This window comes from Bradyrhizobium sp. USDA 4486 (assembly GCF_054057995.1).
Window position 1 is genome coordinate 2,159,547 of sequence record NZ_JBSRZV010000001.1, and the last position, 22,851, is coordinate 2,182,397.

At 66.1% G+C, this 22,851-nt stretch carries 15 protein-coding genes and 1 pseudogene; 7 read left to right on the top strand and 9 right to left on the bottom strand.

All coding sequences use genetic code 11. The features are described from left to right. Positions 1-273 precede the first annotated feature (273 nt). Positions 274-2,946: a glycosyltransferase gene (locus ACVWY3_RS10600; protein WP_456838384.1), complete on the bottom strand. Its 2,673-nt coding sequence runs from the start codon at positions 2,944-2,946 to the stop codon at positions 274-276. Between the two features lie 218 nt (positions 2,947-3,164). Beyond that, complete coding sequence (locus tag ACVWY3_RS10605) at positions 3,165-3,758, bottom strand: beta-1-3, beta-1-6-glucan biosynthesis protein (protein WP_456838385.1); 594 nt, start codon at positions 3,756-3,758, stop codon at positions 3,165-3,167. Positions 3,759-3,990: 232 nt separating this feature from the next. Here ACVWY3_RS10605 and ACVWY3_RS10610 point away from each other — a divergent pair, with 232 nt between their 5' ends. After that, positions 3,991-5,646, top strand: a complete 1,656-nt coding sequence (locus ACVWY3_RS10610) for a glycoside hydrolase family 17 protein (RefSeq protein WP_456838386.1) — start codon at positions 3,991-3,993, stop codon at positions 5,644-5,646. Here the strand turns inward: ACVWY3_RS10610 and ACVWY3_RS10615 are convergent. Then, positions 5,606-5,986 (bottom strand): hypothetical protein, encoded by a 381-nt coding sequence (locus ACVWY3_RS10615; protein ID WP_456838387.1) that lies wholly within the window; start codon positions 5,984-5,986, stop codon positions 5,606-5,608. The two genes, ACVWY3_RS10610 and ACVWY3_RS10615, sit on opposite strands and share 41 nt — an antisense overlap. Positions 5,987-6,088: 102 nt before the next feature. Then, on the bottom strand, positions 6,089-7,498 hold the full coding sequence (locus ACVWY3_RS10620) for a hypothetical protein (RefSeq protein WP_456838388.1): 1,410 nt from the start codon (positions 7,496-7,498) through the stop codon (positions 6,089-6,091). 169 nt (positions 7,499-7,667) lie between these two features. Here ACVWY3_RS10620 and glmU point away from each other — a divergent pair. Then, positions 7,668-9,024 (top strand): annotated as a pseudogene (gene glmU, locus ACVWY3_RS10625) (bifunctional UDP-N-acetylglucosamine diphosphorylase/glucosamine-1-phosphate N-acetyltransferase GlmU). A 4-nt stretch (positions 9,025-9,028) separates the two neighbouring features. Here the strand turns inward: glmU and ACVWY3_RS10630 are convergent. Next, positions 9,029-9,247: a hypothetical protein gene (locus ACVWY3_RS10630; protein ID WP_027559236.1), complete on the bottom strand. Its 219-nt coding sequence runs from the start codon at positions 9,245-9,247 to the stop codon at positions 9,029-9,031. A 221-nt stretch (positions 9,248-9,468) separates the two neighbouring features. On the opposite strand from ACVWY3_RS10630, the gene glmS reads away from it, so the two are divergent. The 3 genes from glmS (at position 9,469) to ACVWY3_RS10645 (ending at position 13,104) form a co-directional block, all read left to right on the top strand. Further along, entirely contained in the window at positions 9,469-11,295 is a 1,827-nt protein-coding gene (glmS, locus tag ACVWY3_RS10635) for a glutamine--fructose-6-phosphate transaminase (isomerizing) (protein WP_456838389.1), read from the top strand. A gap of 79 nt (positions 11,296-11,374) precedes the next feature. Continuing rightward, entirely contained in the window at positions 11,375-12,142 is a 768-nt protein-coding gene (locus ACVWY3_RS10640) for a DUF502 domain-containing protein (RefSeq protein WP_456838390.1), read from the top strand. A 104-nt stretch (positions 12,143-12,246) separates the two neighbouring features. Beyond that, positions 12,247-13,104 carry a DUF1932 domain-containing protein gene (locus tag ACVWY3_RS10645; protein ID WP_456838391.1) on the top strand — a complete coding sequence of 286 codons (858 nt, stop codon included), beginning with the start codon at positions 12,247-12,249 and terminating at the stop codon, positions 13,102-13,104. Positions 13,105-13,114: 10 nt separating this feature from the next. On the opposite strand, the gene ACVWY3_RS10650 is transcribed toward ACVWY3_RS10645, so the two are convergent. Both ACVWY3_RS10650 and recG read right to left on the bottom strand, forming a co-directional pair. Then, a complete protein-coding gene (locus ACVWY3_RS10650) occupies positions 13,115-13,636 on the bottom strand; it encodes an AAA family ATPase (protein WP_456838392.1) in 522 nt (173 codons plus the stop codon). Between the two features lie 165 nt (positions 13,637-13,801). Next, a complete protein-coding gene (gene recG / locus ACVWY3_RS10655; protein WP_456838393.1) occupies positions 13,802-15,910 on the bottom strand; it encodes an ATP-dependent DNA helicase RecG in 2,109 nt (702 codons plus the stop codon). 193 nt (positions 15,911-16,103) lie between these two features. Between recG and ACVWY3_RS10660 the strand changes: the two genes are divergently transcribed. Then, positions 16,104-16,394 (top strand): FAD assembly factor SdhE, encoded by a 291-nt coding sequence (locus tag ACVWY3_RS10660; protein ID WP_456838394.1) that lies wholly within the window; start codon positions 16,104-16,106, stop codon positions 16,392-16,394. Then, on the top strand, positions 16,391-19,909 hold the full coding sequence (gene mfd, locus ACVWY3_RS10665) for a transcription-repair coupling factor (RefSeq protein WP_456838395.1): 3,519 nt from the start codon (positions 16,391-16,393) through the stop codon (positions 19,907-19,909). Before ACVWY3_RS10660 ends, mfd begins: the two co-directional genes overlap by 4 nt. 122 nt (positions 19,910-20,031) lie before the next feature. Here the strand turns inward: mfd and ACVWY3_RS10670 are convergent, their stop codons facing one another. Then, positions 20,032-21,255, bottom strand: a complete 1,224-nt coding sequence (locus ACVWY3_RS10670) for a GGDEF domain-containing protein (protein ID WP_456838396.1) — start codon at positions 21,253-21,255, stop codon at positions 20,032-20,034. An 85-nt stretch (positions 21,256-21,340) separates the two neighbouring features. After that, positions 21,341-22,843 (bottom strand): AMP-binding protein, encoded by a 1,503-nt coding sequence (locus tag ACVWY3_RS10675; RefSeq protein WP_456838397.1) that lies wholly within the window; start codon positions 22,841-22,843, stop codon positions 21,341-21,343. Between the last annotated feature and the right edge of the window lie 8 nt (positions 22,844-22,851).

The following is a 22,851-nucleotide window of genomic DNA, read 5'->3' on the forward strand; positions in this document are numbered from 1 at the left end:
GGACATTTGAGAAGCATGTCTTGCCGCGACGTTGGCGTTGCGGGGAAAACCGGCTGTTTCCGGATCATGCTTTCGGCCCGCGCTGTGTAGGGGCAGTGGCTGCGGAGGTCAATAGTGCGGGTGGCTGCCGAAACTGGCGGCAGGGGCGGGGATTTGCTCGCGGTGTCCGTGGCTTAAGGCGGAATTTCCAACCCGATTGGCGGGCGGCCATCCACGTCGAAGAGCACGTGACTTTTAATTAATCACGGGCTCTCGGGTGACCGGACCGTCTCCTTACTGGTTCGCCTCCCGCCTGACCTCGCTCGGCACCGGCTGCGGCGTGCCGGCGGGGGTCGGCAGGGCAACGGGCCGCAGGCCAATCAGCTCGGCGGTGCGGATCGCGCTGTCGCGCCAGAACTGGAACGAGTTGATGCGGCTGAGCTCGAGGATGGCGATCGCCACCGCCGCGAGGAACGGCAGGCTCTGCAACACCAGCACGCCGGCGAAGATGTAGATCTCGGTGATCTGGCGGAAGCTGTTGGAGGCGACCAGCACGCCGGCCCCGACCAGCAGCAGGATGCCGATCACGGCTTCCCAGAACGCCTGGAACTCGATCGACATCCGCGACAGGCCGCCCTTGGAGGTCCGTGCGAAGGCGATGTGCTCGGTGATGAGGCCCTGCGCCACGGCGCGCGACACCGTCCATTGCACGCTCATCGCTGCGATCATGGCGCCCAGCATCTGGCCGGGTTTGATCGCGACGCGGGCGCGGTACATCGACAGGAAGTGCACCAGCGAGACGATGAAGGCGCCGATGATCGGCAGCGTCAGGATCTTGTCGGGAATGGCGATGTCGGCAAAGGCGACGATCGGCACCCAGACGAGATTCAGCAGTGCCACGACCACGCCGAGGCTTTCGGCGCCCAGCCAGTTCAGCCAGCCGAGGCCGTATTCGCGCTTCTGGTCGGGCGTCAGCCGGCTCTTGCCCGGCAGGAAGTGCCGCCAGTGCTTCTTCACGATCTGGAGGCCGCCATAGGCCCAGCGGTGACGCTGCTTCTTGAAGGCCTCGTAGGTGTCGGGGAGCAGGCCGCGGCCATAGCGGTGGTTGGTGTAATGCGAGACCCAGCCGAGCTCCTGGATCGCAAGGCCGAGATCGCTGTCCTCGCAGATCGTGTCGGACGACCAGCCGCCCGCCATGTCCATCGCGGCGCGGCGGATCAGGCACATCGTGCCGTGCACGATGACCGCGTTGACCTCGTTGCGCTGGACCATGCCGATGTCGAAGAACCCGGCATATTCGCCGTTCATGATGTAGTGCATGATCGACAGGTCGCCGTCGCGATGCTCCTGCGGCGCCTGCACGAGGCCGACGCGCGGATCGGCGAATGCCGGCACGAGGTCCTTCAGCCAGTCGGGATCGACGACATAGTCGGCATCGATGATGCCGATGATCTCGGCATCGACGGCGGTGCGGTCCATCGCGATGCGCAGCGCACCGGCCTTGAAGCCCTGCACCTTCTCGGCATTGATGAACTTGAAGCGCTCACCGAGCGCGCGGCAATGGTCCTGGATCGGCTGCCAGAAGGCGGGATCCGGCGTGTTGTTGATGATGACGACGCATTCGTAGTTCGGATAGTTCAGCCGCGACAGCGCATCGAGCGTCTGCTTCATCATCTCGACCGGCTCGAAATAGGCCGGAATGTGGATCGAGACCTTCGGGTAGTAATTCTCAGGCACATTCTCGATCGGCTTGTCCTTGGTGAGCAGCCGCTGCGGCGGCCGGCCGAATGCGACGGCCGCGATCTCGTCAATGCGCGCCATGGCGATGAGGACCAGCGGAACCAGCAGGATCATGCCGAGCGTCAGCGCGAAGGCCGAGCCGAAGATGAAATAGTGGCTGTTCCAGAACGCGAACACGGTCGCAGTCCAGGCACCGACGCCGTTGGCGGTCGCCGACAGCAGGAAGGCCTGTTTCGCGGTCGGCTTTTCCAGCCGCAGGATCGGCAACGAGAGCAGAATGCCGACCAGCAGGGCGATTCCCATCAGCTTCCAGTAATCGGGGTTCTCGACCGGGCCGGTCCAGGCGAATTTCGGCTCGCGGCTGGCGTTGAGGATGCCCCAGTATGGACCGACGCCACCTTCGAAGAATTTCCAGGGCTGATCGATCGCTTCGACGATGTTGTATTCCATGCCGATGGCTTCGGCGCGGCTGACGAAGTTGCGCAAGGTCAGCGCCTGCTGGAACGGACCCGGATCGGCGTTGCGCAAATTGTAGCCCTGGCTCGGCCAGCCGAACTCGGCGATCACGATGCGCTTGCCGGGGAACAGGTTGCGCAAGAGATTGTAGCGGTCGACGGCCTGGTCGACCGCCTGGTCCGAGCGGAAGTTTTCCCAATAGGGCAGCACGTGCGCGGCGATGAAGTCGACGTTGGAAGCAAGCTCCGGATTGTCGCGCCAGATGTTCCAGATCTCGCCTGTGGTGACGGGCACGCGGACCGCACCCTTCACCTTCTTGATCATGTCGATGAGGTCTTCGACCTTCTGCTCGCCGCGGTAGATCACCTCGTTGCCGACGACGACGCCCACGACGTTGCTGTTCCTGCGGGCGAGTTCGATCGCGGCCTTGATCTCGCGCTCGTTGCGATCCTTGTCCTTGTCGATCCAGGCGCCGACCGTGACCTTGAGGCCGAACTCGGCTGCGATCGGCGGCACCAGTTCCACGCCGCCGGTGGATGAATACAGACGGATCGCGCGCGTCATGGTCGACAGCGTCTTCAGGTCGGCGCGGATTTTCTCGATGGTCGGGATGTTGTCGATATCAGGGTGGGCCGAGCCCTCGAACGGCGCGTAGGAGACGCTCGGCAGGAGGCCCTTGAAGTCGGGCGCGGGTTGCTTATCGCGCAAGACTCCCCACAGTCCTGCATGAAGCACGGACACAAGCAACAGAACGGCGGCGACAACGCGCATCGCGGCTAAACCAAAAGGGGCTGAGGTGGCAGGGAAGCGGATCTGACCCCGAGATCCGACCGAGTCCGCGGCAAATGGAGCATACCTCCGCCGCGCGGTTTCACAACTGTCATGGCCTCATGTCCTTATGAGGGCATGGCCTTTTCAGGAAATGCGCGGCAGTGCCAACCGTCTCTTTGGGCGATCGTTCCTGAACGGCGGCTGAAGGTGCCTTCCGATTATTTCTGCGGCGCCGGTGTCGGACTTGCCGCAGGCGAGGGGCTGGCGGCCGGCTGCGGAGCCTGCGAACTGCCTGGCGTCGCCGCCGGCTGAGAGGCCGCGGCCGCCGCCTGCTGCGGCTGGGAGGCCGGGTTGATCCAGCAGGCGTGCACGCGGCTGTCCAGGGTCTCGGCGACCTTGGGATCGATCTGGCCGCCGAACCGGGTCAGGCAGCGGAACGCGGCCTGGATGTGGCCGCCGGGACAGCCGAAGCGGTCATAGAGGTCGAGATGACGGAACGCGGTATCGAGGTCATCGCGCCACATCAATCTGACAACGCGCCGGCCGAGCCAGACGCATTCGGGGTTGCCGGCCGGGCCGTTGATGACCTGGGCGGCTTCTGCAAACTCGTCGGTGCGGCGCTGGTTCTGGGCAGCGTCTTTGGCGGCGGCGTCGGCGGGCTGGGCGGCGGCCTTGCCCTGATCCGGAGCCGGCGTGCCGCTCTGCGCGAACGCGCCACCGAAACCGATCATGACGACCAGGGAGGAAACGGCCAAGGTGGCGGCGAACTGCCGCAGGACCGCATTTCGAAACTGACGCACCCGTTGCCGCATGAATTCCCCAATTTCTCCGCTGACCGCCCGCGTCAGGATCCCGCGGACGCGCCGGTGATGGCGTCCAAATGGGTCTCCAATGCGGCGGAAAAGTCCCGCCGAGTCCCATGACCTGTATTTGGAATTTTGTCCAGCAAAGTCACGATCCTAGGCCCCTGTCGAACGGCCGCAGGTAAATTCCTCGAGCGGAGCGATGGATCCACGCGGAGTGCCCCCTTGGCAGACGGCGTAGATGCGGGTAATCGACGGCCCTTCGCGGAGGACGGAACCTATTTCTCTTCGTACGCCACTGGCGCTTCTGCTCGTCTCATTGGGGGTGATCGCTGCCGTGTGGTGGTGGCTTGCCACGCCGATCACGCTCGCGCGCGCCCCAATCGATCCCGCCGAGAAGGTTCAATGCGTCTCCTACGCGCCGTTCCGCGGCGAGCAGTCGCCGCTGAACGCCTGGACCCATATCGAGGCCGATCAGATCGAGCAGGACCTGCGCCAGCTCAAGGAGATCACCGACTGCGTCCGCACCTATTCGATGGAGAACGGGCTCGATCAGGTGCCGGCGATCGCCGCCAAGGTCGGCGGCATGAAGGTTCTGCAGGGCATCTGGCTGTCCAGCAACCGCACCAAGAATTTCGAGCAAGCATCGCTCGCCGTTCGCCTCACCAAGCAATTCCCCGAGGTCATCACCGCGGTCATCGTCGGCAACGAGGTGCTGCTGCGCGGCGAGATGACGACGGCGGACCTCGTCTCCATCATCCGCTCGGTGAAGGCGCAGGTCAGCGTGCCCGTGACCTATGCCGACGTCTGGGAGTTCTGGCTGAAGAACCGCGAGATCTATGACGCGGTCGATTTCGTCACGATCCACATCCTGCCCTATTGGGAGGACTTCCCGGTCAAGGCGAAGTTCGCAGCGTCCCATGTCGAGAGCATCCGCGAGCGCATGGCGGTGGCGTTTCCGGGCAAGGAAATCCTGATCGGCGAAACCGGCTGGCCCAGCGAAGGCCGCATGCGCGATGGCGCGCTGCCCTCGCGCACCAACCAGGCGCGCGTCGTCTCGGAAATCCTCAGCCTTGCGAAGGCGCAGAAATTCCGCGTCAATCTGATCGAGTCCTACGACCAGCCCTGGAAGCGCAGGCTGGAAGGCACCGTCGGCGGCTATTGGGGTCTCTATGACTCGGTGCGGAGGAATCTGAAATATCCGCCGGGCCAGCCCATCAGCAATTTCCCGTACTGGAAATGGTACATGGGCGCCGGCATGGGCCTGTGCGTGCTGGTGTTCGCGGTCGCAGGCCTCACGCTGCGGCGGCGGCCGTGGACGCCGCGCTTCTCGGCCTGGCTCGGTGTTGCCATCTCGGCGACATCGGCGGGCATCCTGCTCGGGATCGGCGCCGACAAGATGTATTACGAGAGCTACGGCATCGGCGGCTGGCTGCACTGGGGTGCGCTGCTGCTCGCCGGCATCCTGTCGCCGATCTTCTGCGCGCAGGCGATGGTGATCGGCCGGAGCTTGCCGACCTTCCTCGACCTGCTCGGTCCGCGCGAGGGACGGAAATGGTCGAAGCTGACGGCCGTGCTGGGTCTCACGCTGGCGCTGACTGCCGTGATCGCGGCGCAGACCGCGCTCGCCTTCGTATTCGACCCGCGCTACCACGACTTCCCCTACGCCTCGCTGACGATGGCGGTGGTGCCGTTCGCGCTGCTGATGCTGAACCGCCCGCAGATCGGCCAGCGTCCGATCGCGGAAGCGGTGTTCGCTGGCGTGCTCGCGCTGTCGGCCGTCTATGTGATGTTCAACGAGGGCCGCGAGAACTGGCAGTCGCTGTGGACGTGCGCGATCTATCTCTTGTTCGCGCTCACGCTGTGGCGGGCGCGGGCCGAGCAAATCCAAGAATGAGCAGGCCGATCGCCAAGCCCGACAGCACGACATTGTAGAGCACGATGCCGAGCCCGGCGGCAATGATGCCGACGGTGAGCAGCACGATCGACGGCCGCATCAGGTTCAGCGTCGCCACCACCAGCGCGACGATCCCGAACACCGAATTCTTGAACAGCACGGTCGCGACCGCGCGCGCCTTGCAGATCAGCGTCTGCAGTCCGGCGTCGCAGGCAAGCCCGACGGAAGAGAGCTCGATCCCGAGATAGCGCAAGTAGAGCGCATAGCCGACTGACGTGAAGCCGACGACGATCAGGAACTGGACCTGGTAGGGCGTGAGGCGAAAGGGTTTTTTGGTCATGGCCGCAATATGGTCGGGATGAAGGGAAGGGGCAACAGGGGAGAGCTGGGTTTCCTGCGGATTGACGCTAAGGATGTCCGGCCAAATCAAGTGTCGAGATGACTAGCGCCTGAAGAACGACGAGAGCGTCGATCCGGCCGATGCCGTTTCCGGCTTGGCCGGCGCCGGCTGCTGGGGCGCTGCAGGTGCCGGCGCGGGCTCCTCGCGCTTCGATGATCGCTTGGAGGAGTAGCTGCGGCGATGCTTCTCCGGCTTGGCAGCCGGTGCGGGAGCAGGGGCGGTCTCGGCTTGGGGGACCGCGTCCTGGTTCTTCTCGGAGTTCTTCTCCTGGACCCGGTCCTGCGCCTTTTCTTGACCTTTCTCCTGGCTCTTGTCTTGTCCCCTGTCTTGCCCCTTGTCCTGCCCCTTGTCCGAACCGCCCCGCATCGACAGCCGCTGGCCGTCGAACACGGTGGTCTCGCAATGGCGATCGTTTTCGGCGAGGCCCGCGCAGAGCTTTGCGGCAGCGGCGGCATTGATCAGCGGGCCTGCGCCGAGGCGAAGCTGCATGCCGAGGCCGCTGCTGCCTTCCTTGATCATGATGATCGGCCGCAGGCCCGCGACCTCCGGGTTCGTCTTGGTCACGCCGCGCCAGAGCGCGCGCAGGCCATCGATGGAATTGGCGCCGCCGAGCTCGATCGCAAAACGCGTCTGCTGGACCGCGATCGCCGGCGCTTCGTTTTCGGTGGCTTCCTGCGGCTTGGCTGATGCGGCCGCCACCTCGGTCGGGCCAGGCGGCGGCTCGGTTTTCTTCTCGGCGGCCTTCTCGGTCGCCTCGGATTGAATCAGTTTCGATGCAGCCGGATCGGGGGGCGCCATCATCGACTTGGAAGGCACCAGCGGGATGGCCGGTAGCGCTGCGGTCGCTGCCGGCGCCTGCTGCACCAGCGAGGCGGCAGCCGCGGTCTGCGGCGGCGGGCTCGCCGGCTCCTTTGCAGTGTCCTTCTGGGCGTCCTTCGCGGCGTCCCTGGACGCCTCGGTGCGCGGCTTGTCACTGCCGGAGGCCGGTGTCGAGGCGACCGGCGCGACGCTGGGAGCCGCGGGCGCTGCATCCTGGGGCTTTGTGCCTTGCGGCGGTGCGGCGGTCTGCCTGGCAATGGCGCCAGTGACGGAATCGAGCCCTTGCTCCAGCACGGTGACGCGCGAATAGAGCCGGTCGCGATCATTGTTCAACGTCTCGATGGCAGCAGCGAGCCGGCGCGCCTCGTTCTGGCTTTCCTTGGTCAGCATCTGGAGCCGGTCGGCCTGGCGCGCGAGATCGGCGGAGGCAACCTGGTCGCGCCGCCAGCCGAGCTGGGCTTGATTGGCCATCACGGCGACCACGACGGCGCCGACGGCCGCCGCGCCCCAGGTCCCCAGCCGCCACATCATGCTGCGATCGAGTGCGCTTTCCTCGGCCAAAAGTCCGGAGAACAGCCCGCCGGTCTCCTTGGTGCCGAAGGCATCCGCCAGTGGGTCGGAATCCTTTGCCATGAACGTATAAGTGCCCAGCCCGATCGGGCGTCCCCGAATCAATGGGGAACATTAACAGGAAAACCCACTCGCACTTGAATTCCGGGCGTTTGCGGGGGTAGCAAGGCGCCCGTGAGGGCGGCTCGCCACCCGTCGCGCAATTGATTCGGCCATATCTGACAGGATTTCGATGACCGCCCGTTCAAGCCTCACGATCGTGCTCGCCGCCGGCGAGGGCACGCGCATGCGATCGAGCCTGCCGAAAGTGCTGCATCCGGTCGCGCATCAGACTCTGCTCGCCCATGTGCTCGCCGCCGCGCCCAAGGGAACCGGCGCCTCGCTCGCCGTCGTGATCGGCCCCGATCATCAGGCGGTCGCGGACGAGGCGAGGCGGATCAGGCCCGATGCGCTCACCTTCGTGCAGGCCGAGCGCCTCGGCACCGCGCATGCGGTGCTGGCGGCGCGCGAGGCGATCGCGCGCGGCGTCGACGATCTCCTGATCGCGTTCGGCGACACGCCGCTGATCTCGGCCGAGACCTTTGCGCGGCTGCGCGCGCCACTGGCCAAGGGCGCCGCGATCGCCGCCCTCGGCTTCCGCGCCGCCGATCCCACCGGGTATGGCCGCTTCATCGTCGAGGGCGATCATCTCATCGCGATCCGCGAGCAGGCCGATGCCAGCGAGGACGAGCGCAAGATCGATCTGTGCAATGCCGGCGTGATGGCGATCGACGGACGCCGCGCGCTCGACATCCTCGGGCAGATCGGCAATGCCAATTCCAAGGGCGAATATTACCTCACCGACGCGGTCGACATCGTCCGCAAGCAGGGATGGGAGTCCGTGGTGATCGAGACCAGCGAAGACGAAGTGCGGGGCATCAACACCAAGGCGCAGCTCGCCGAGGCCGAAGCCGTGATGCAGGCGCGGCTTCGCAAGGCGGCGATGGAGGCGGGCGTCACGCTGATCGCGCCGGAGACCGTTTATCTCTCGGCCGACACCGTGTTCGGCAAGGATGTGACCATCGAGCCGTTCGTGGTGATCGGGCCGGGCGTGTCGATCGCTGACGGCACGGTGATCCACTCGTTCTCGCATATCGTCGAGACCACGCTCGGCAAGAAGGTCTCGATCGGCCCCTACGCGCGGCTTCGGCCCGGCACCTCGCTCGGCGACGGCGCGCGGATCGGCAATTTCGTGGAGACCAAGGCGGCGACGCTGGAGGCCGGCGTCAAGGTCAACCATCTCTCCTACATCGGCGATGCCACCATCGGCGCCAATTCCAACATCGGCGCCGGCACCATCACCTGCAACTACGATGGCTTCAAGAAGCACAAGACTGCCATCGGGCAGGGGGCCTTCGTCGGCACCAACTCCTCGCTGGTTGCACCCGTGAAAATCGGCAACGGCGCCTATATCGGCTCGGGCTCGGTGATCACCCGCGACGTGCCTGATGATGCCATGGCGCTGGAGCGCAACCAGCAGACCATCCGGGAAGGCGGCGCCACGCGCTACCGCGAGCTGCAAGACCGGCGGCAAGAAACCGGAGAAGTAGACCGCTATTCGTCGTCGGCGAATTCGGAGAAGATCGCGCGGGTCAGGCGCCAGCCGCGCGGCTTGGCGCGCTTGGCCGGCTCGCCTTGCACATGCTTGACGAAGACGGGCTTGCTTTCCTTGCCGCGCATGGGCGGCGGCCAATGCGCAAGGTGCGTGCCCGAGGTTTCGCTGGCACGCAGATACATCGACGACAGACCCTTGCGGTCGGACGAGCCTTTCATGACCTTGTTCTCCTGACCGGAATCGTTGGTCAAACTTGTTGACAAGGAGTTAACGCGCGCGGTTAAAGGCCGGCCACATCGACGCAGGCGGAGGGCGCGCCGTCATCGGCTGCTGTCGCAATCCGTCATAATTATTGAGTATCTGGTTCCTTAGGAACTTCGCTAGAAAACGGGCGCGTCGTTTAGGCGATTTTTCGACGTTTTGGGGGATAGTGATCCGCATGTGCGGGATTGTCGGCATTCTCGGGCGCGAGCCGGTTGCAGAGCAATTGGTGGATTCGCTCAAACGTCTCGAATATCGCGGTTATGACTCCGCGGGCGTCGCGACGCTCGAAGGCAAGCATCTGGAGCGCCGCCGCGCCGAGGGCAAGCTGAAGAATCTGGAGAAGCGGCTGGAAGCCGAGCCGCTGAAGGGCACGACCGGCATCGGGCACACGCGCTGGGCCACCCACGGCAAGCCGACGGTCAACAATGCCCACCCGCACGCGACCGAGCGCGTCGCGGTCGTCCACAACGGCATCATCGAGAATTTCCGCGAGCTGCGCGAGGAACTCGAGGCCAAGGGCACGGTATTCCACACCGAAACCGACACCGAGGTCGTGCTGCATCTCGTCGACGATCTCTTGACCCGCGGCAACAAGCCGGTGGAAGCGGTGAAGCTGACGCTGGCGCGTCTGCGCGGCGCCTTCGCGCTCGGCTTCATCTTCGCCGGCGACGACGACCTCATGATCGGCGCCCGCAACGGCCCGCCGCTTGCGATCGGCTTTGGCGACGGCGAGATGTATCTCGGCTCCGATGCCATTGCGCTCGGCCCGTTCACCGATACGATCAGCTATCTCGAGGACGGCGACTGGGTCGTGCTGACCCGCAAGAGCGCGACGATCTTCGACAAGGACGGAAACGCCGTCCAGCGCGAGAAGATCAAGCACGCCGCCTCGACCTCGCTGGTCGACAAGGCCAATTACCGCCACTTCATGGCGAAGGAGATCCACGAGCAGCCGGAAGTGGTCGGCCATACGCTCGCGCGCTACGTCGACATGGCGACCGAGCGCGTCGCTCTGCCCGTGACGCTGCCGTTCGACTTCAAGACCATCCAGCGCATCAACATCACCGCGTGCGGCACCGCGAGCTATGCCGGCTTCGTCGCCAAATACTGGTTCGAGCGGTTTGCGCGCGTGCCGGTGGAGGTCGATGTCGCCTCCGAATTCCGCTACCGCGAGGCGCCGCTGCGCAAGGGCGATCTCGCCATCTTCATCTCGCAATCGGGCGAGACCGCCGACACGTTGGCGGCGCTGCGCTATGCCAAGGCCGAGGGCGTGCATACGGTTGCTGTCGTCAACGTGCCGACCTCGACCATCGCGCGCGAGAGCGAGACCGTGCTGCAAACGCTCGCGGGACCCGAGATCGGCGTCGCCTCGACCAAGGCCTTCACCTGCCAGCTCATGGTGCTGGCAAACCTTGCAATTGCCGCAGGCAAGGCTCGCGGCGAGCTGTCCGAGGAGGACGAGATCAAGCTCGTCCATGGCCTCGTCGAGATCCCGCGCCTGATGGCGGATGCGCTCACCACCGAGCCTCAGATCGAGAAGCTCGCGCACCGGATCGCAAAATCCCGCGACGTGCTCTATCTCGGGCGCGGCACCAGCTTCCCGCTTGCGCTCGAAGGTGCGCTGAAGCTGAAGGAGATCTCCTACATCCACGCCGAGGGCTATGCCGCCGGCGAGCTCAAGCACGGGCCGATCGCGCTGATTGACGAGACCATGCCCGTCGTCGTCATCGCGCCCTATGACCGCGTGTTCGAGAAGACCGTCTCCAACATGCAGGAGGTCGCCGCTCGCGGCGGCAACATCATCCTGATGACCGACGCCAAGGGCGCGGCGGAGGCAACGGTGGATTCGCTCGTGACCATCGTGATGCCGGATATGGCCGCGGCGTTCACGCCGATGGTCTATTCCGTTCCCGTGCAGCTGCTCGCCTACCATACCGCGGTGGTGATGGGGACCGATGTTGACCAGCCGCGCAACCTCGCGAAATCGGTGACGGTGGAATAGGCAGAACGGACCAGGCCGCGCTCTTCCAAAACCTGCTAGAAGCCCCTAGCTTGTGTGCTGCGACCGACCTGGAACCCGAATGACCACCCGCGACGACGCGCCTGCGCCTCTTGATGCCCTGCCGGAACCGCATACCGGCCTGATGGGCCGCTTCCGCAACTATTTCCTGACCGGCCTCGTGGTGACGGGGCCGATCGCGATTACGCTCTATCTGGTCTGGTGGTTCGTGACCTGGGTCGACGGCGTGGTGCGGCCGTTCGTCCCGCTGGCCTATCGTCCCGAAACGTATCTGCCTTACGGCGTGCCAGGCTGGGGACTGATTGTCGCATTCTTCACGCTGACGCTGGTCGGCTTCCTTGCAGCCAATCTGATCGGGCGGACGCTGGTCGATGTCGGCGAGACCTTTCTCGGCCGGATCCCGGCGGTGCGCGCGATCTATCGCGGCCTGAAGCAGGTATTCGAGACGCTGTTCTCGGGCAAGGGCTCGAGCTTCCGGAAAGTGGGCCTTGTCGAGTTTCCCTCACCGGGCATGTGGTCGATCGTGCTGATCTCGCAATCACCGAACGAGGACATTTCGCGCAACCTGCCGGGGCAAGAGGAGCATGTCTCGGTATTTCTGCCGTGCTCGCCGAACCCGACCACCGGGTTCTTCTTCTATGTGCCGAAGAGCAAGATCATCGAGGTGGATCTCAGCGCCGAAGACGCCGCGACGCTGATCATGTCGGCCGGTGTGGTGCAGCCGGGCTCGGCGCCCGATCCGAAGAAGGCCGCCGCGCTCGCGGGCATGGCGAATGCGGCGCGCATTGCCAACGCCTCGCTCCAGCCGGAGCCTGCGAAGGCGGAGTAGGGCCATTCCCGCGCGGGATGGCCGCGTTCACGCGGGCATTCGCATCCTCTGTTATGCTCCAATCGATCTGAGCGCCTCGCTCGGAATTCGACCTGGAGTGCACGATGTCCAAAACCATTGCGATCCTCGCCCCCGGTGCCATGGGCAGCGCCGTAGCCCGCCGCCTCAGCGAGCACGGCGCGCGCGTGCTGACGTCGTTGAAGGGACGCAGCGAAGCAACGCTGAAACGCGCGGCTGACGCCGGCATGATCGGCGCCGAGGACGATGCCATTGCGGACGCCGACATCATCCTGTCGATCGTGCCCCCGGGCGAGGCGGTCGCTCTGGCAGAGCGGCTGGCCGCGCTGATCGTGCGGCGTGAGAAGAAGCCGGTCGTGGTCGACTGCAACGCCGTGAATGTCGATACCGTGCAAAGGATCGAGGAGATCATCGGCTCGGCGCAGGCGCGCTTCGTCGATGGCGGCATCATCGGCTTCCCGCCGCAGCCCGGCGGCAAGAGCCCGGCCTTCTACATGTCCGGCGAGTGCGCCGGCGAATTGGCTGTGCTCAAGGATCTCGGTCTCGATGTGCGGATCGTCGAGGGCCCGGTCGGCGCGGCGTCGGCGCTGAAAATGTCCTATGCCGGAATCGTCAAGGGCCTCGCCGGCATCGGCTCGGCCATGGTGATTGCGGCGACGAAAGCGGGCGCGGCCGAGGCGCTGCGCGACGAACTCGCGCTGAGCCAGCCCGCGATCCTGGCCCGGCTCGAAATCGCATTGCCGGACATGATTCCGAAAGCCTATCGCTGGGTCGCGGAGATGCGGGAGATTTCCGGCTTCCTCGGAGCCGGCCATCCGGCGAGCCAGATCTACGAGGGCTTTGCGCGCTGGTTCGAGCATCTCGCCGCAGACGCGAATGGCGAGGCGGTTGATGCGGAATTGCTGAAGGCGTTTGCCGCGCGTGTTGCCCAGAAGAAATCCTGATCCGCCGCCTTTACTCGCCGTGCACCGAGACGGACTCCAGAAAGCCCTGGATGTCCCGGTCGCGCCTCAGGCGCACGACCGGGACATCAGGACCGTATTGCATGCGCTCGGCCTCGATGACCGGCACGCGCTCGACATCGTAGCGCCACGCTTCCTTCATCAGTTTCCAGTCGAACTGTTCCGGACACCCTTCCGGTAAATCAGGCCGGGTCTTGTCGCGATCGAACGCGGACCGCCAGAGAATGCGCCACTGGCAGAGCCAGCGCGGGCGGTCGATCACGACCAGAACATCGGCGCGCGCGATCGTGAGATCGAACGCCAGGCCCGAGAAACTACCGTCGACGACCCACGCGTCAGTCGCGATTGCATCCGCGACGCGCGTGCGAAAGCTGGCCTTGTCCGACGGCTTCCAGCCCGGCCGCCAGTACAGCACGTCGAGATGCACCACCGGCAGCCCAAGCTTTCGCCCGAGCTTCAGGGCGAAGCTCGTCTTTCCGCTTCCCTGGGAACCAACGACGATGATCCGGCGCATCGCGGGAAGATTTCACGAAATCTGCATCTCGGAAAGGTCGGGCCTTCCAGGTCTGCTTTATTGCCTCGCAAGTCATCGAGCGAATTCGCGGCCTGACTTCGCTGCGCTCGCAAGGACGCAGACGGCGCGAGCCCGTCTGTCACGATCTTTGCGGCGGCGCTCCAGCTAGCCCGCTCCGATCAGCGGGATCGCCTCGTCCCGCTCGTAGAGATACAGGAGGCAGCGCAGCGCCTCGCCGCGCTCGCCCTTCAGCTTGGGATCGTCCTTGAGAATGCGAAGCGCTTCGTCTCTCGCCTGGGTGATGAGCTGGCCGTGCACCTCCGAGCGCGCGATGCGATAGCCGGGCAGGCCGCTCTGGCGCACGCCCAGCACGTCGCCTTCGCCGCGCAGCTTCAGATCCTCCTCGGCGATGCGGAAGCCGTCGGTGGTTTCGCGGATCACCTTGAGACGCGCCTTGGACATCTCGCCGAGCGGCTCGCCGTAGAGCAGGATACAGGTCGAGGCCTCCGAGCCGCGGCCGATGCGGCCGCGCAGCTGGTGCAACTGGGCGAGGCCGAAGCGTTCGGCGTTCTCGATCACCATGATGGTCGCCGCGGGCACGTCGACGCCCACCTCGACGACGGTGGTCGCGACCAGAAGGCCGATCTCGTGGGCAGCGAACTGGCCCATGACGCGGTCTTTCTCGGTGCCTTTCATCTGGCCGTGGACGAGCCCGACACGGTCGCCGAAGCGCTTTTGCAGGCTCTCGAAGCGCTTGGTCGCGTTCGTCAGGTGCGCGGTGCCCTCGGCCTCGGATTCCTCGACCAAGGGGCAGATCCAGTAGACCAGCTTGCCGGATTCGAGCGCGCGGCCGACACCCTCCATCACCTCGCTGATCCGGCTCATCGGCACCGCGCGGGTGTCGATCGGCTGCCGGCCGGCTGGCTTTTCGCGCAGCTCGCTGATGTCCATGTCGCCGAAATAGGTCAGCACCAGCGTGCGCGGGATCGGAGTGGCGCTCAGCACCAGCACGTCGACGGCTTCGCCCTTGGACGTCAACGCGAGCCGCTCGCGCACGCCAAAGCGGTGCTGCTCGTCGACGATGGCGAGCGCGAGATCCCTGAAGACAATATCGTCCTGGATCAGCGCATGGGTGCCGACGAGCAGGTCGATCTCGCCTTCGGCAAGCTGGGTGATGATCTCGCGCCGCTCCTTACCCTTCTCCCGGCCGGTGAGAATCGCGACGCGCATGCCCGCGCGTTCGGCGAGCGGCGCGATCGTCTTGATGTGCTGGCGCGCCAGGATTTCGGTCGGGGCCATCAGCGCGGCCTGCTTGCCGACCTCGACGACAGCCGCGGCCGCCAGCAGCGCCACCACGGTCTTGCCGGAGCCGACATCGCCCTGGAGCAGGCGCAGCATGCGCACCGGCTGCTTCAGGTCCTCGGCAATGGCGGCCGCGGCGCTGCGCTGGGAGGGCGTAAGCGAGTAAGGAAGGGCGTCGATGATCTTGTTGCGCAGGTGGCCGTCGCCGGCATTGCGCGCGCCGGCGGGCCGGCGCAATTGCGCGCGGATCAGCGCAAGGGCGAGCTGGCCGGCAAGCAGCTCGTCGAAGGCGAGGCGGGACCAGAAGCGCTGATCCGGCAAGATGTCCGTCAGCTCGACCGGCTGATGCACGCGATTGAGCGCTTCGTTAACAGGCGGGAAATTGCAGCGACGCATCACCTCCGGGCTGATCCACTCCGGCAAGGCAGGGAGCTTCTGCAGCGCCTGCGCGATCGCGCGGCGGAGCGAGCCGAGCGCGAGGCCCTCGGTCAGCGGATAGACCGGATCGATGCCGGAAAGTTTGGAGATCGCCTCCTCGTCGAGCACGCGATCGGGATGCACGATCTGCGGGATTCCGTCGTACATCTGCAGCGTGCCGGAGACGAAGCGCTTCTCGCCCATCGGCAGCAGCTTCTCGACATAGCCGGGCTTGGCGCGGAAGAACGTCAGCACGACGTCGCCGGTGTCGTCGCTGGCATAGACCAGATACGGCGCGCGTGAATTGCGCGGCGGAGGCGGGCGGTGGCGGTCGACGGTGACCTCCAATGTCACCATGGTTCCGACGGCGGCGTCGCGGATTTTCGGCCGGGCCCGGCGATCGATTACCTGACTCGGCAGATGCAGCAGCAGATCGACCAGCCGCGGCGTCTCGTTCCGGCTGAGCAGATACTGCAGCAGCTTGTCCTGCTTCGGACCGACGCCGGGCAGGCTGGTCACGGGAGCAAACAGCGGATTGAGCAGGCTGGGGCGCATTCTCGCAACATTCGTCATGCGCGGGCCTGACCCGCGCATCCATCTTTTCAAGGACGATGGATTGCCGGGTCAAGCCCGGCAATGACCGTCCTCAAACAATTGCAATAACAAAGGGCTGACACGCCCGGTTCGAGTGGCTATATCACCCCGGCCCGGCACGTCCGGGCTTTCTGCGTTTCACTGGATTTGAGACATGACGGGAACGACACGATCGAGCAACGGGCTGGACGACCGCCGCAAGCGGCTCCTGTTCCGCTGCTGGCACCGCGGCACGCGCGAGATGGACCTGATCCTCGGCCGCTTCGCGGACGCCGAGATCGGCAACCTGTCCGAGGCCGAGCTCACCGACCTGGAGACCCTGCTCGAGATCAGCGATCCCGATCTCTATGCCGCCATCACCGGTGACAAGGTGCTGCCAGCTGACGTCACCGGCGCGATCTTCGCGCGCATCAAGGCGTTCCCGATCGCGGACGGCAGCGCATGAAACAGGGCATGAAATCTCCGGCCGAGCTGCTCACGCCCGGCCGCGCGGTGACGCTTGCCAATGTCGCGGAAGGCGCGGAAGGCCTCGTCGTCTCCGACCTGGCGCGGGCCATCGCGGCGCGGCCGAAAAAGCCCGCGGTCAGCCTTGCGGTGGTCTGCCGCGACGGGCCGCGAATGCAGCAGCTCGAGCGCGCGCTGAGATTCTTCGCGCCCGATCTGCCGGTGCTGACCTTCCCCGCGTGGGACTGCCAGCCCTATGACCGCGTCTCGCCGCATGGCGGCATTCTCGCACAGCGCCTGACCACGCTGGCGCGGCTCGCCTCGCTCACCGGCAGCGACAAGCCGCTGATCGTGCTGACCACGGTGAATGCGGTGGTACAGCGCGTGCCCGCGCGCGAGCTGGTCGCGGCGCAGGCGCTGTCGGTCGCGCCCGGCAATGTCGTACCGATGGACAGCATCGTCGCCTGGCTCGAGCACAACGGCTACAACCGTTCCTCGACGGTGCGCGAGCCCGGCGAATATGCGGTGCGCGGCGGTATCCTCGATCTGTTTCCGGCCGGCCTCGAGCAGCCGGTGCGGTTCGATTTCTTCGGCGACAGCCTGGAATCGATCCGCTCCTTCGACGCCGAGACCCAGCGCACGCTGCTCGACATGCGCTCGCTCGATCTCGTGCCGGTCTCGGAATTCCAGCTCGTCACCGACACGATCCGCCGTTTCCGCATGGGCTATGTCGCCGAGTTCGGCGCGCCCGAGCGCGACGATGCGCTGTACGAGGCGGTCAGCGAAGGCCGCCGCCATCCCGGCATGGAGCACTGGCTGCCGCTGTTCCAGGACCGGATGGACACGCTGTTCGACTATCTGCAAGGGGCAGCCATCGCGATCGAGCCGCAGGCCGAGGACGCCGTGCGCGAACGCTTCAAGCAGATCCTCGACTATTACGAGGCGCGCCGCGAGGCGATGGAGCATCCCGGCGGCGGCGCGATCTACAAGCCGCTGCCGCCCGACCGGCTCTATCTGACCGAGGAGGAGTGGGGCAAACGCCTCGCCGACATCCCGCTGGCGCGGCTGACGCCGTTCTCCGTCCCGACCGATGGCACTTCGGTCGTCGACGCCGGCGCGCGCAAGGGCCGCGATTTCGCGCCGGAGCGCAACGACACCACGGTCAACGTGTTCGAATCCGTTGTCAGCCACGTGATGGCGTTGCAGGCGCAGCGCAAGAAGGTCGTGATCGCGTTGTGGACCGAAGGCTCGCGCGACCGCATGACCTCGATGCTGCGCGACCACAAGCTCGCCCACACCACCAGCGTCAACTCCTGGCGCACGGTGCAGGCGACCCCGCGCAACGAGACCATGCTGGCCGTGCTCGGCCTGGAGAGCGGTTTCGAGACCGACGAGATCGCTGTCATCAGCGAGCAGGACATCCTTGGTGACCGTCTCGTCCGGCCGCGCAAGGCGAGCCGCAAGCTCGACAATTTCATCTCGGAGGTGACGAGCCTCACCGCCGGCGACATCGTCGTCCATGTCGATCATGGCATCGGCCGCTTCATCGGCCTGCAGACTCTCGACGTCGCCGGCGCGCCGCATGACTGTCTCGAGCTGCACTATGCCGCCGAAACCAAGCTGTTCCTGCCGGTCGAGAACATCGAGCTGTTGTCGCGCTACGGCTCAGATCAGACCACGGTCGAGCTCGATCGTCTCGGCGGCTCCGGCTGGCAGACCCGAAAGGCGAAGCTGAAGAACCGCATCCGCGAGATCGCGGGCGAGCTGATCAAGATCGCGGCCGAGCGCATGCTGCACGAGGCGCCGAAGCTGCCGGTGCAGCAGGGCCTCTACGACGAGTTCTGTGCGCGCTTCCCCTATGACGAGACCGAGGACCAGCTCGGCGCCATCGAGTCCACGCTGAAGGATCTCGAAAAGGGCCGTCCGATGGACCGGCTGATCTGCGGCGACGTCGGCTTCGGCAAGACCGAGGTTGCGCTGCGTGCCGCCTTCGCGGTCGCGCTCGACGGCAAGCAGGTCGCGGTCGTGGTGCCGACAACGCTCCTGGCGCGCCAGCACTACCGGACGTTCAGCGAGCGCTTCAAGGGCTTCCCGGTCAATGTCGCGCAAGCCTCGCGCCTGATTCCCGCAAAACAGCTCAACGAGGTCAAGAAGGGCATCACCGATGGTTCGGTCGACATCGTGGTGGGCACCCACGCGCTGCTCGGCAAGGCGATCAAGTTCCGCGACCTCGGCCTGCTCATCGTCGACGAGGAGCAGCACTTTGGCGTCAGCCACAAGGAGCGGCTGAAGGCCCTGCGCGCTGAAGTCCACGTGCTGACGCTGTCGGCAACGCCGATCCCGCGTACCTTGCAGCTGGCGCTCACCGGCGTGCGCGAGCTCTCGATCATCGCGTCGCCTCCGGTCGACCGCCTCGCGGTGCGCACTTTCGTCGCCCCGCACGATCCCCTGATGATCCGGGAGGCGCTCCTGCGCGAGCGCTATCGCGGCGGCCAGGCGTTCTATGTCGTGCCGCGCATCGACGACCTCGCTGAAGTCAAGGACTTCCTCGACAAGAACGTGCCGGAGATGAAGGTCGCGGTCGCGCACGGCCAGATGCCGCCCGCCGTGATCGAGGACATCATGACCGCGTTCTACGACGGCAAGTTCGACATCCTCTTGTCGACCACGATCGTCGAGTCCGGCCTTGATATTCCCAACGCCAACACCCTGATCGTGCACCGTGCCGACATGTTCGGCCTCGCCCAGCTCTACCAGCTCCGCGGCCGCGTCGGCCGCTCCAAGCTGCGGGCCTATGCGCTGTTTACGCTGCCGGCGCAGCAGAAGATCACGGCGCAGGCCGAGCGCCGGCTCACCGTGCTGCAGTCGCTGGAGACACTGGGTGCAGGCTTCCAGCTCGCCTCGCACGACCTCGACATCCGCGGCGCCGGAAATCTGCTCGGCGAGGAGCAGTCCGGCCACATCAAGGAGGTCGGCTTCGAGCTCTATCAATCGATGTTGGAGGAGGCGATCGTCAATCTCAAGGCCGGCGTCGCCGAGCCCGCCGCCGACCGCTGGTCGCCGCAGATCACCATCGGCATGCCCGTGCTCATTCCGGAGGACTACGTCGGCGATCTCTCGGTCCGGCTGTCGCTGTACCGGCGTCTTGCCGATCTCGACACAGAGGAGGAGATCGAGAATTTTGGCGCCGAGATGCGCGACCGCTTCGGCGTGCTGCCGGATGAGGTGCGCTACCTGTTCAAGGTCGCCGCGATCAAGGCGTTCTGCCGCAGGGCCAATGTCGAGAAGATCGATGCCGGCCCGAAGGGCGCCGTCATCGTCTTCCGCGACAATTCCTTCGCCTATCCCGACCGTCTCGTGACCTTCATCCGCAGCTACGGCCAGGCCGCCAAGGTGCGGCCCGACATGAAGGTCGTGTTCCTGCAGGACTGGGAGACGCCTGAAGAGCGCCTCGCCGGCACCACGGAGATCATGCGGCAGCTGGCGCAGCTCGCGGAGAGCAAGAAGGCGGCGTAGCAACAGGTGCCGTAGGGTGGGCAAAGGCGCACTTGCGCCGTGCCCACGTTCTTTCGAAGTCGAGGGATTTGGTGGGTACGCTTCGCTTTGCCCACCCTACGCTGCGCCCGGGGCACGAGACTTTACGACGCCGCCCGCGACGCGTCGGCCGACAGGCGGGCTAGCAGCGACCGTGCCGTATCCGATGATGACAGCGAGTCCACGCTTACCACGGGATCGCTGCGCATCTCGTGCTTGCCGTTGGACGTGTGCCGCATCACCGCCGACAGGCGGCGGGCGATCATGTGCGCGGTACGGAAGTCCGTCTCCGCGAACACCACGATCACCGAGCCGTCCTTCTGTGCCACCCCAAAATCCATCTGCCGCATCAGCCGGCTTAGAATACGCGCGGCATCCAACTGTGCGCGAGAATTTGCGGGGTCGAAGGCGAAGCGCGCCACCGACAGGCCGCCGCCGCGGGCGAGCGCCTGCTCCGCCGCCTTGGCAAAATCGCGGGCAAAGGCTTCGACGGTGAGCAGGCCGCTGCGCGGGTCGAGCCAACCCCCGGCATCGATCGAGCGCAGCGTGCGGCTCAGCTGCGCTTCCATCGCATGCTGGCGGATCAAGGGCAACGCGTTGGCGGCGATCTTGGCCGGCTCGCCCGGGATCAGCTCGAGATTGGGCAGATCGTAGCTCTGCGTCAGCTGATGCGCGGTGACGACGACGGGCAGGCTGCGGAAGCGGGTGTCCTCGGCGAGCACCGTGAGGAAGGCGTCGGTGACGCGCGCCGTAAAGCCTTCGGCCAGCACGACGCCGTCGAGATCGCGGGTGTTGAGATGCTTGGCCGCAGCCTCGATCGAGAGCGCGCCGACGACGCCGACGCGCTCGCCGAGCGCGACGGAGAGCGCGGGGTAAGCCGCGCCGCGGCCGATCAGCAGCACGGTGGCATCGCGCGCGGGATCGCCCTCTGGCAGCGACACCTTGGCTTCCGGCAGCCGGCGCAGCACGGTGGCATGAAGCGTGCGCACGCGCAGCGCGGCGCGCAGCCGCGCGATCAGGCGATCGGAATTGCCGCCGCGCGAGGAAAAGGGCAGGGCATTGTGCGGCAATGTGCCGGCCGCATCGAGCGCCACGAAGGGCAGGTAAGGCGATTGGCCCGCGATCTTCCTGGCAAGCGGTGCCAGATGCGGCTCGTGCCCGGCATGCATTGCCGCGAGCACGGCGGCCGGCTGCACCTGCTCGACCGCGCGCGCCGCGCTGGCCCAGTCGGTGTCGACCAGGGGAAACAGCCGGGACTCGTCCAGCGCCGCAATGAAGGGTGGCCGCTCGACATTGGACACAAACAGGATCGGACCCGCCTGGGACATCAAAAGACTCTGATCACGCAACAGATGCTGCGCAATCTAGTCCGGCCGCCTTAATGCAGCGTCAATGTGTCAGTCGAAACTGTGCTCAAGTCGGGCCGGAACGATCGCGAAAAGCCTCGACCATCAGTGGGTTAAGCCCGAGCTGGCTGAGCGCCTCGCGGGCCCTCGCATTGTCCTGGGCTCTCCCTGCCAGCCGGTGGCCGGAGAGGCGGTCGGGCAGCGCGGTGAGCAGGGCGCCCTGGCCGAGCCGGCGCGCCCATTCCTGGAGGTCGTTCGAGAGGAAGCGATAGCCGCCGACCGCCATGATGCCCGAGGGCGGGGCGGTGATGCAGACCGCGCCGCTCTGACGGTCGAGCCGGGCCGCATAGCCGGTATCGACATAGTCGCGCGGCGGCTGCGCCGTCAGCGTCTCGCCGACCGGCTGCGGCGGGGCATAGGCCGCGGTCGGCACCATCGGCCCGCGCAGGCCGAGCGTGCCCTTCGGCGTCAGCAGGATCTCGCCGGCGATGGAGGAGCCGGACTGCTCGCGCGGCGCGCCGTGCGGTCCCGGCATGACCGGCACCGGCATGCCGTCCTCGCCGCGGCGGGCGCCGAACAACCCGGCCTCGCCGAAGAGATAGACGTCCGTGAGCGGCGCATGCGGCGCGATCCAGGCATCGCTCGCCGCCACCTGCTCGGGCGCGCGCCAGAGGCCGATGACGTTGCGCAAAGATGGCATCCGCGCCGCCAGATCGGAATCCCCTAACCGCAGCGCGAGCTGCGCCGGCGCGATCAGCACCTCGCATTTGTGCTCGTTGATCTGCTGCTCCAGCACGTCGTTCTCGAACGGATGATGCAGCGCCAGCGTGCCGCCGGAGAGCAGCCACACCGCGAGCGAGGAGGCAAGGCCCGCGAACGACATCGGCGCGAACGTCGCCATCACGGTCGCGCGCTGCTTGACGTCGGCCTCCAGCGACATCGCAAGGCCGCCGGCGATCAGGCTGAAATGCGGGCGCGGCACCGGGCGGAAACCTTCCGCGGTGACGTCGAACGAGATCATCGCCGCCTTGCGGCCGTCCTGGATCACCGCGCGCGTCATGCCGGGCGGGCGGGCCAGCACGTCGTCGAGCGAGGCCATGCCTTCGGGCAGGTCGGTACCGAAGCCGCAGACGTGGCGGATCGAGAAAGCCTCGGCCGCAGCATGCATCGCGAAGTCGGCATAGCTGGCGCCATCGACCTTGCTCATGGTGACGATGGCGCGCGCCGCGGTGCGGTTCAGCGCCGCGGTGAGTTCCGCATGCCGCCACAGCAGCGGCAGCACGGCGACGACCAGCCCGGCGCGATGGGCGGCGAGGACGGTGAGGACGAACTCGACCGTATTGGGCAGCTGGATCGCGATGACCGAATTGGCGGGCAGGCCCGATTCGACGAAATGCGCCGAGAGCGCCTCGATCGCGGTGTCGGCCTCGGCATAGGTCATGCGCCGCGGCTGGTGACCGGTCACGCGGGCCTTGTTGAGGGGGTCGAGCAGAGCGAGCGTGTGCGGCTGCCGCATCAGCGTGCGCTGAAACAGCGTGTCGAGCGTCGGCGATACGGCTGGCTGGTTCACGGCGTCAC

Coding starts and splice junctions, on each gene's coding strand:
- ACVWY3_RS10600 (WP_456838384.1), bottom strand. CDS start 2,946: ATGCGCGTTGTCGCCGCCGTTCTGTTGCTTGTGTCCGTGCTTCATGCA.
- ACVWY3_RS10605 (WP_456838385.1), bottom strand. CDS start 3,758: ATGCGGCAACGGGTGCGTCAGTTTCGAAATGCGGTCCTGCGGCAGTTC.
- ACVWY3_RS10610 (WP_456838386.1), top strand. CDS start 3,991: ATGCGGGTAATCGACGGCCCTTCGCGGAGGACGGAACCTATTTCTCTT.
- ACVWY3_RS10615 (WP_456838387.1), bottom strand. CDS start 5,986: ATGACCAAAAAACCCTTTCGCCTCACGCCCTACCAGGTCCAGTTCCTG.
- ACVWY3_RS10620 (WP_456838388.1), bottom strand. CDS start 7,498: ATGGCAAAGGATTCCGACCCACTGGCGGATGCCTTCGGCACCAAGGAG.
- ACVWY3_RS10630 (WP_027559236.1), bottom strand. CDS start 9,247: ATGAAAGGCTCGTCCGACCGCAAGGGTCTGTCGTCGATGTATCTGCGT.
- glmS (WP_456838389.1), top strand. CDS start 9,469: ATGTGCGGGATTGTCGGCATTCTCGGGCGCGAGCCGGTTGCAGAGCAA.
- ACVWY3_RS10640 (WP_456838390.1), top strand. CDS start 11,375: ATGACCACCCGCGACGACGCGCCTGCGCCTCTTGATGCCCTGCCGGAA.
- ACVWY3_RS10645 (WP_456838391.1), top strand. CDS start 12,247: ATGTCCAAAACCATTGCGATCCTCGCCCCCGGTGCCATGGGCAGCGCC.
- ACVWY3_RS10650 (WP_456838392.1), bottom strand. CDS start 13,636: ATGCGCCGGATCATCGTCGTTGGTTCCCAGGGAAGCGGAAAGACGAGC.
- recG (WP_456838393.1), bottom strand. CDS start 15,910: ATGCGCCCCAGCCTGCTCAATCCGCTGTTTGCTCCCGTGACCAGCCTG.
- ACVWY3_RS10660 (WP_456838394.1), top strand. CDS start 16,104: ATGACGGGAACGACACGATCGAGCAACGGGCTGGACGACCGCCGCAAG.
- mfd (WP_456838395.1), top strand. CDS start 16,391: ATGAAACAGGGCATGAAATCTCCGGCCGAGCTGCTCACGCCCGGCCGC.
- ACVWY3_RS10670 (WP_456838396.1), bottom strand. CDS start 21,255: ATGTCCCAGGCGGGTCCGATCCTGTTTGTGTCCAATGTCGAGCGGCCA.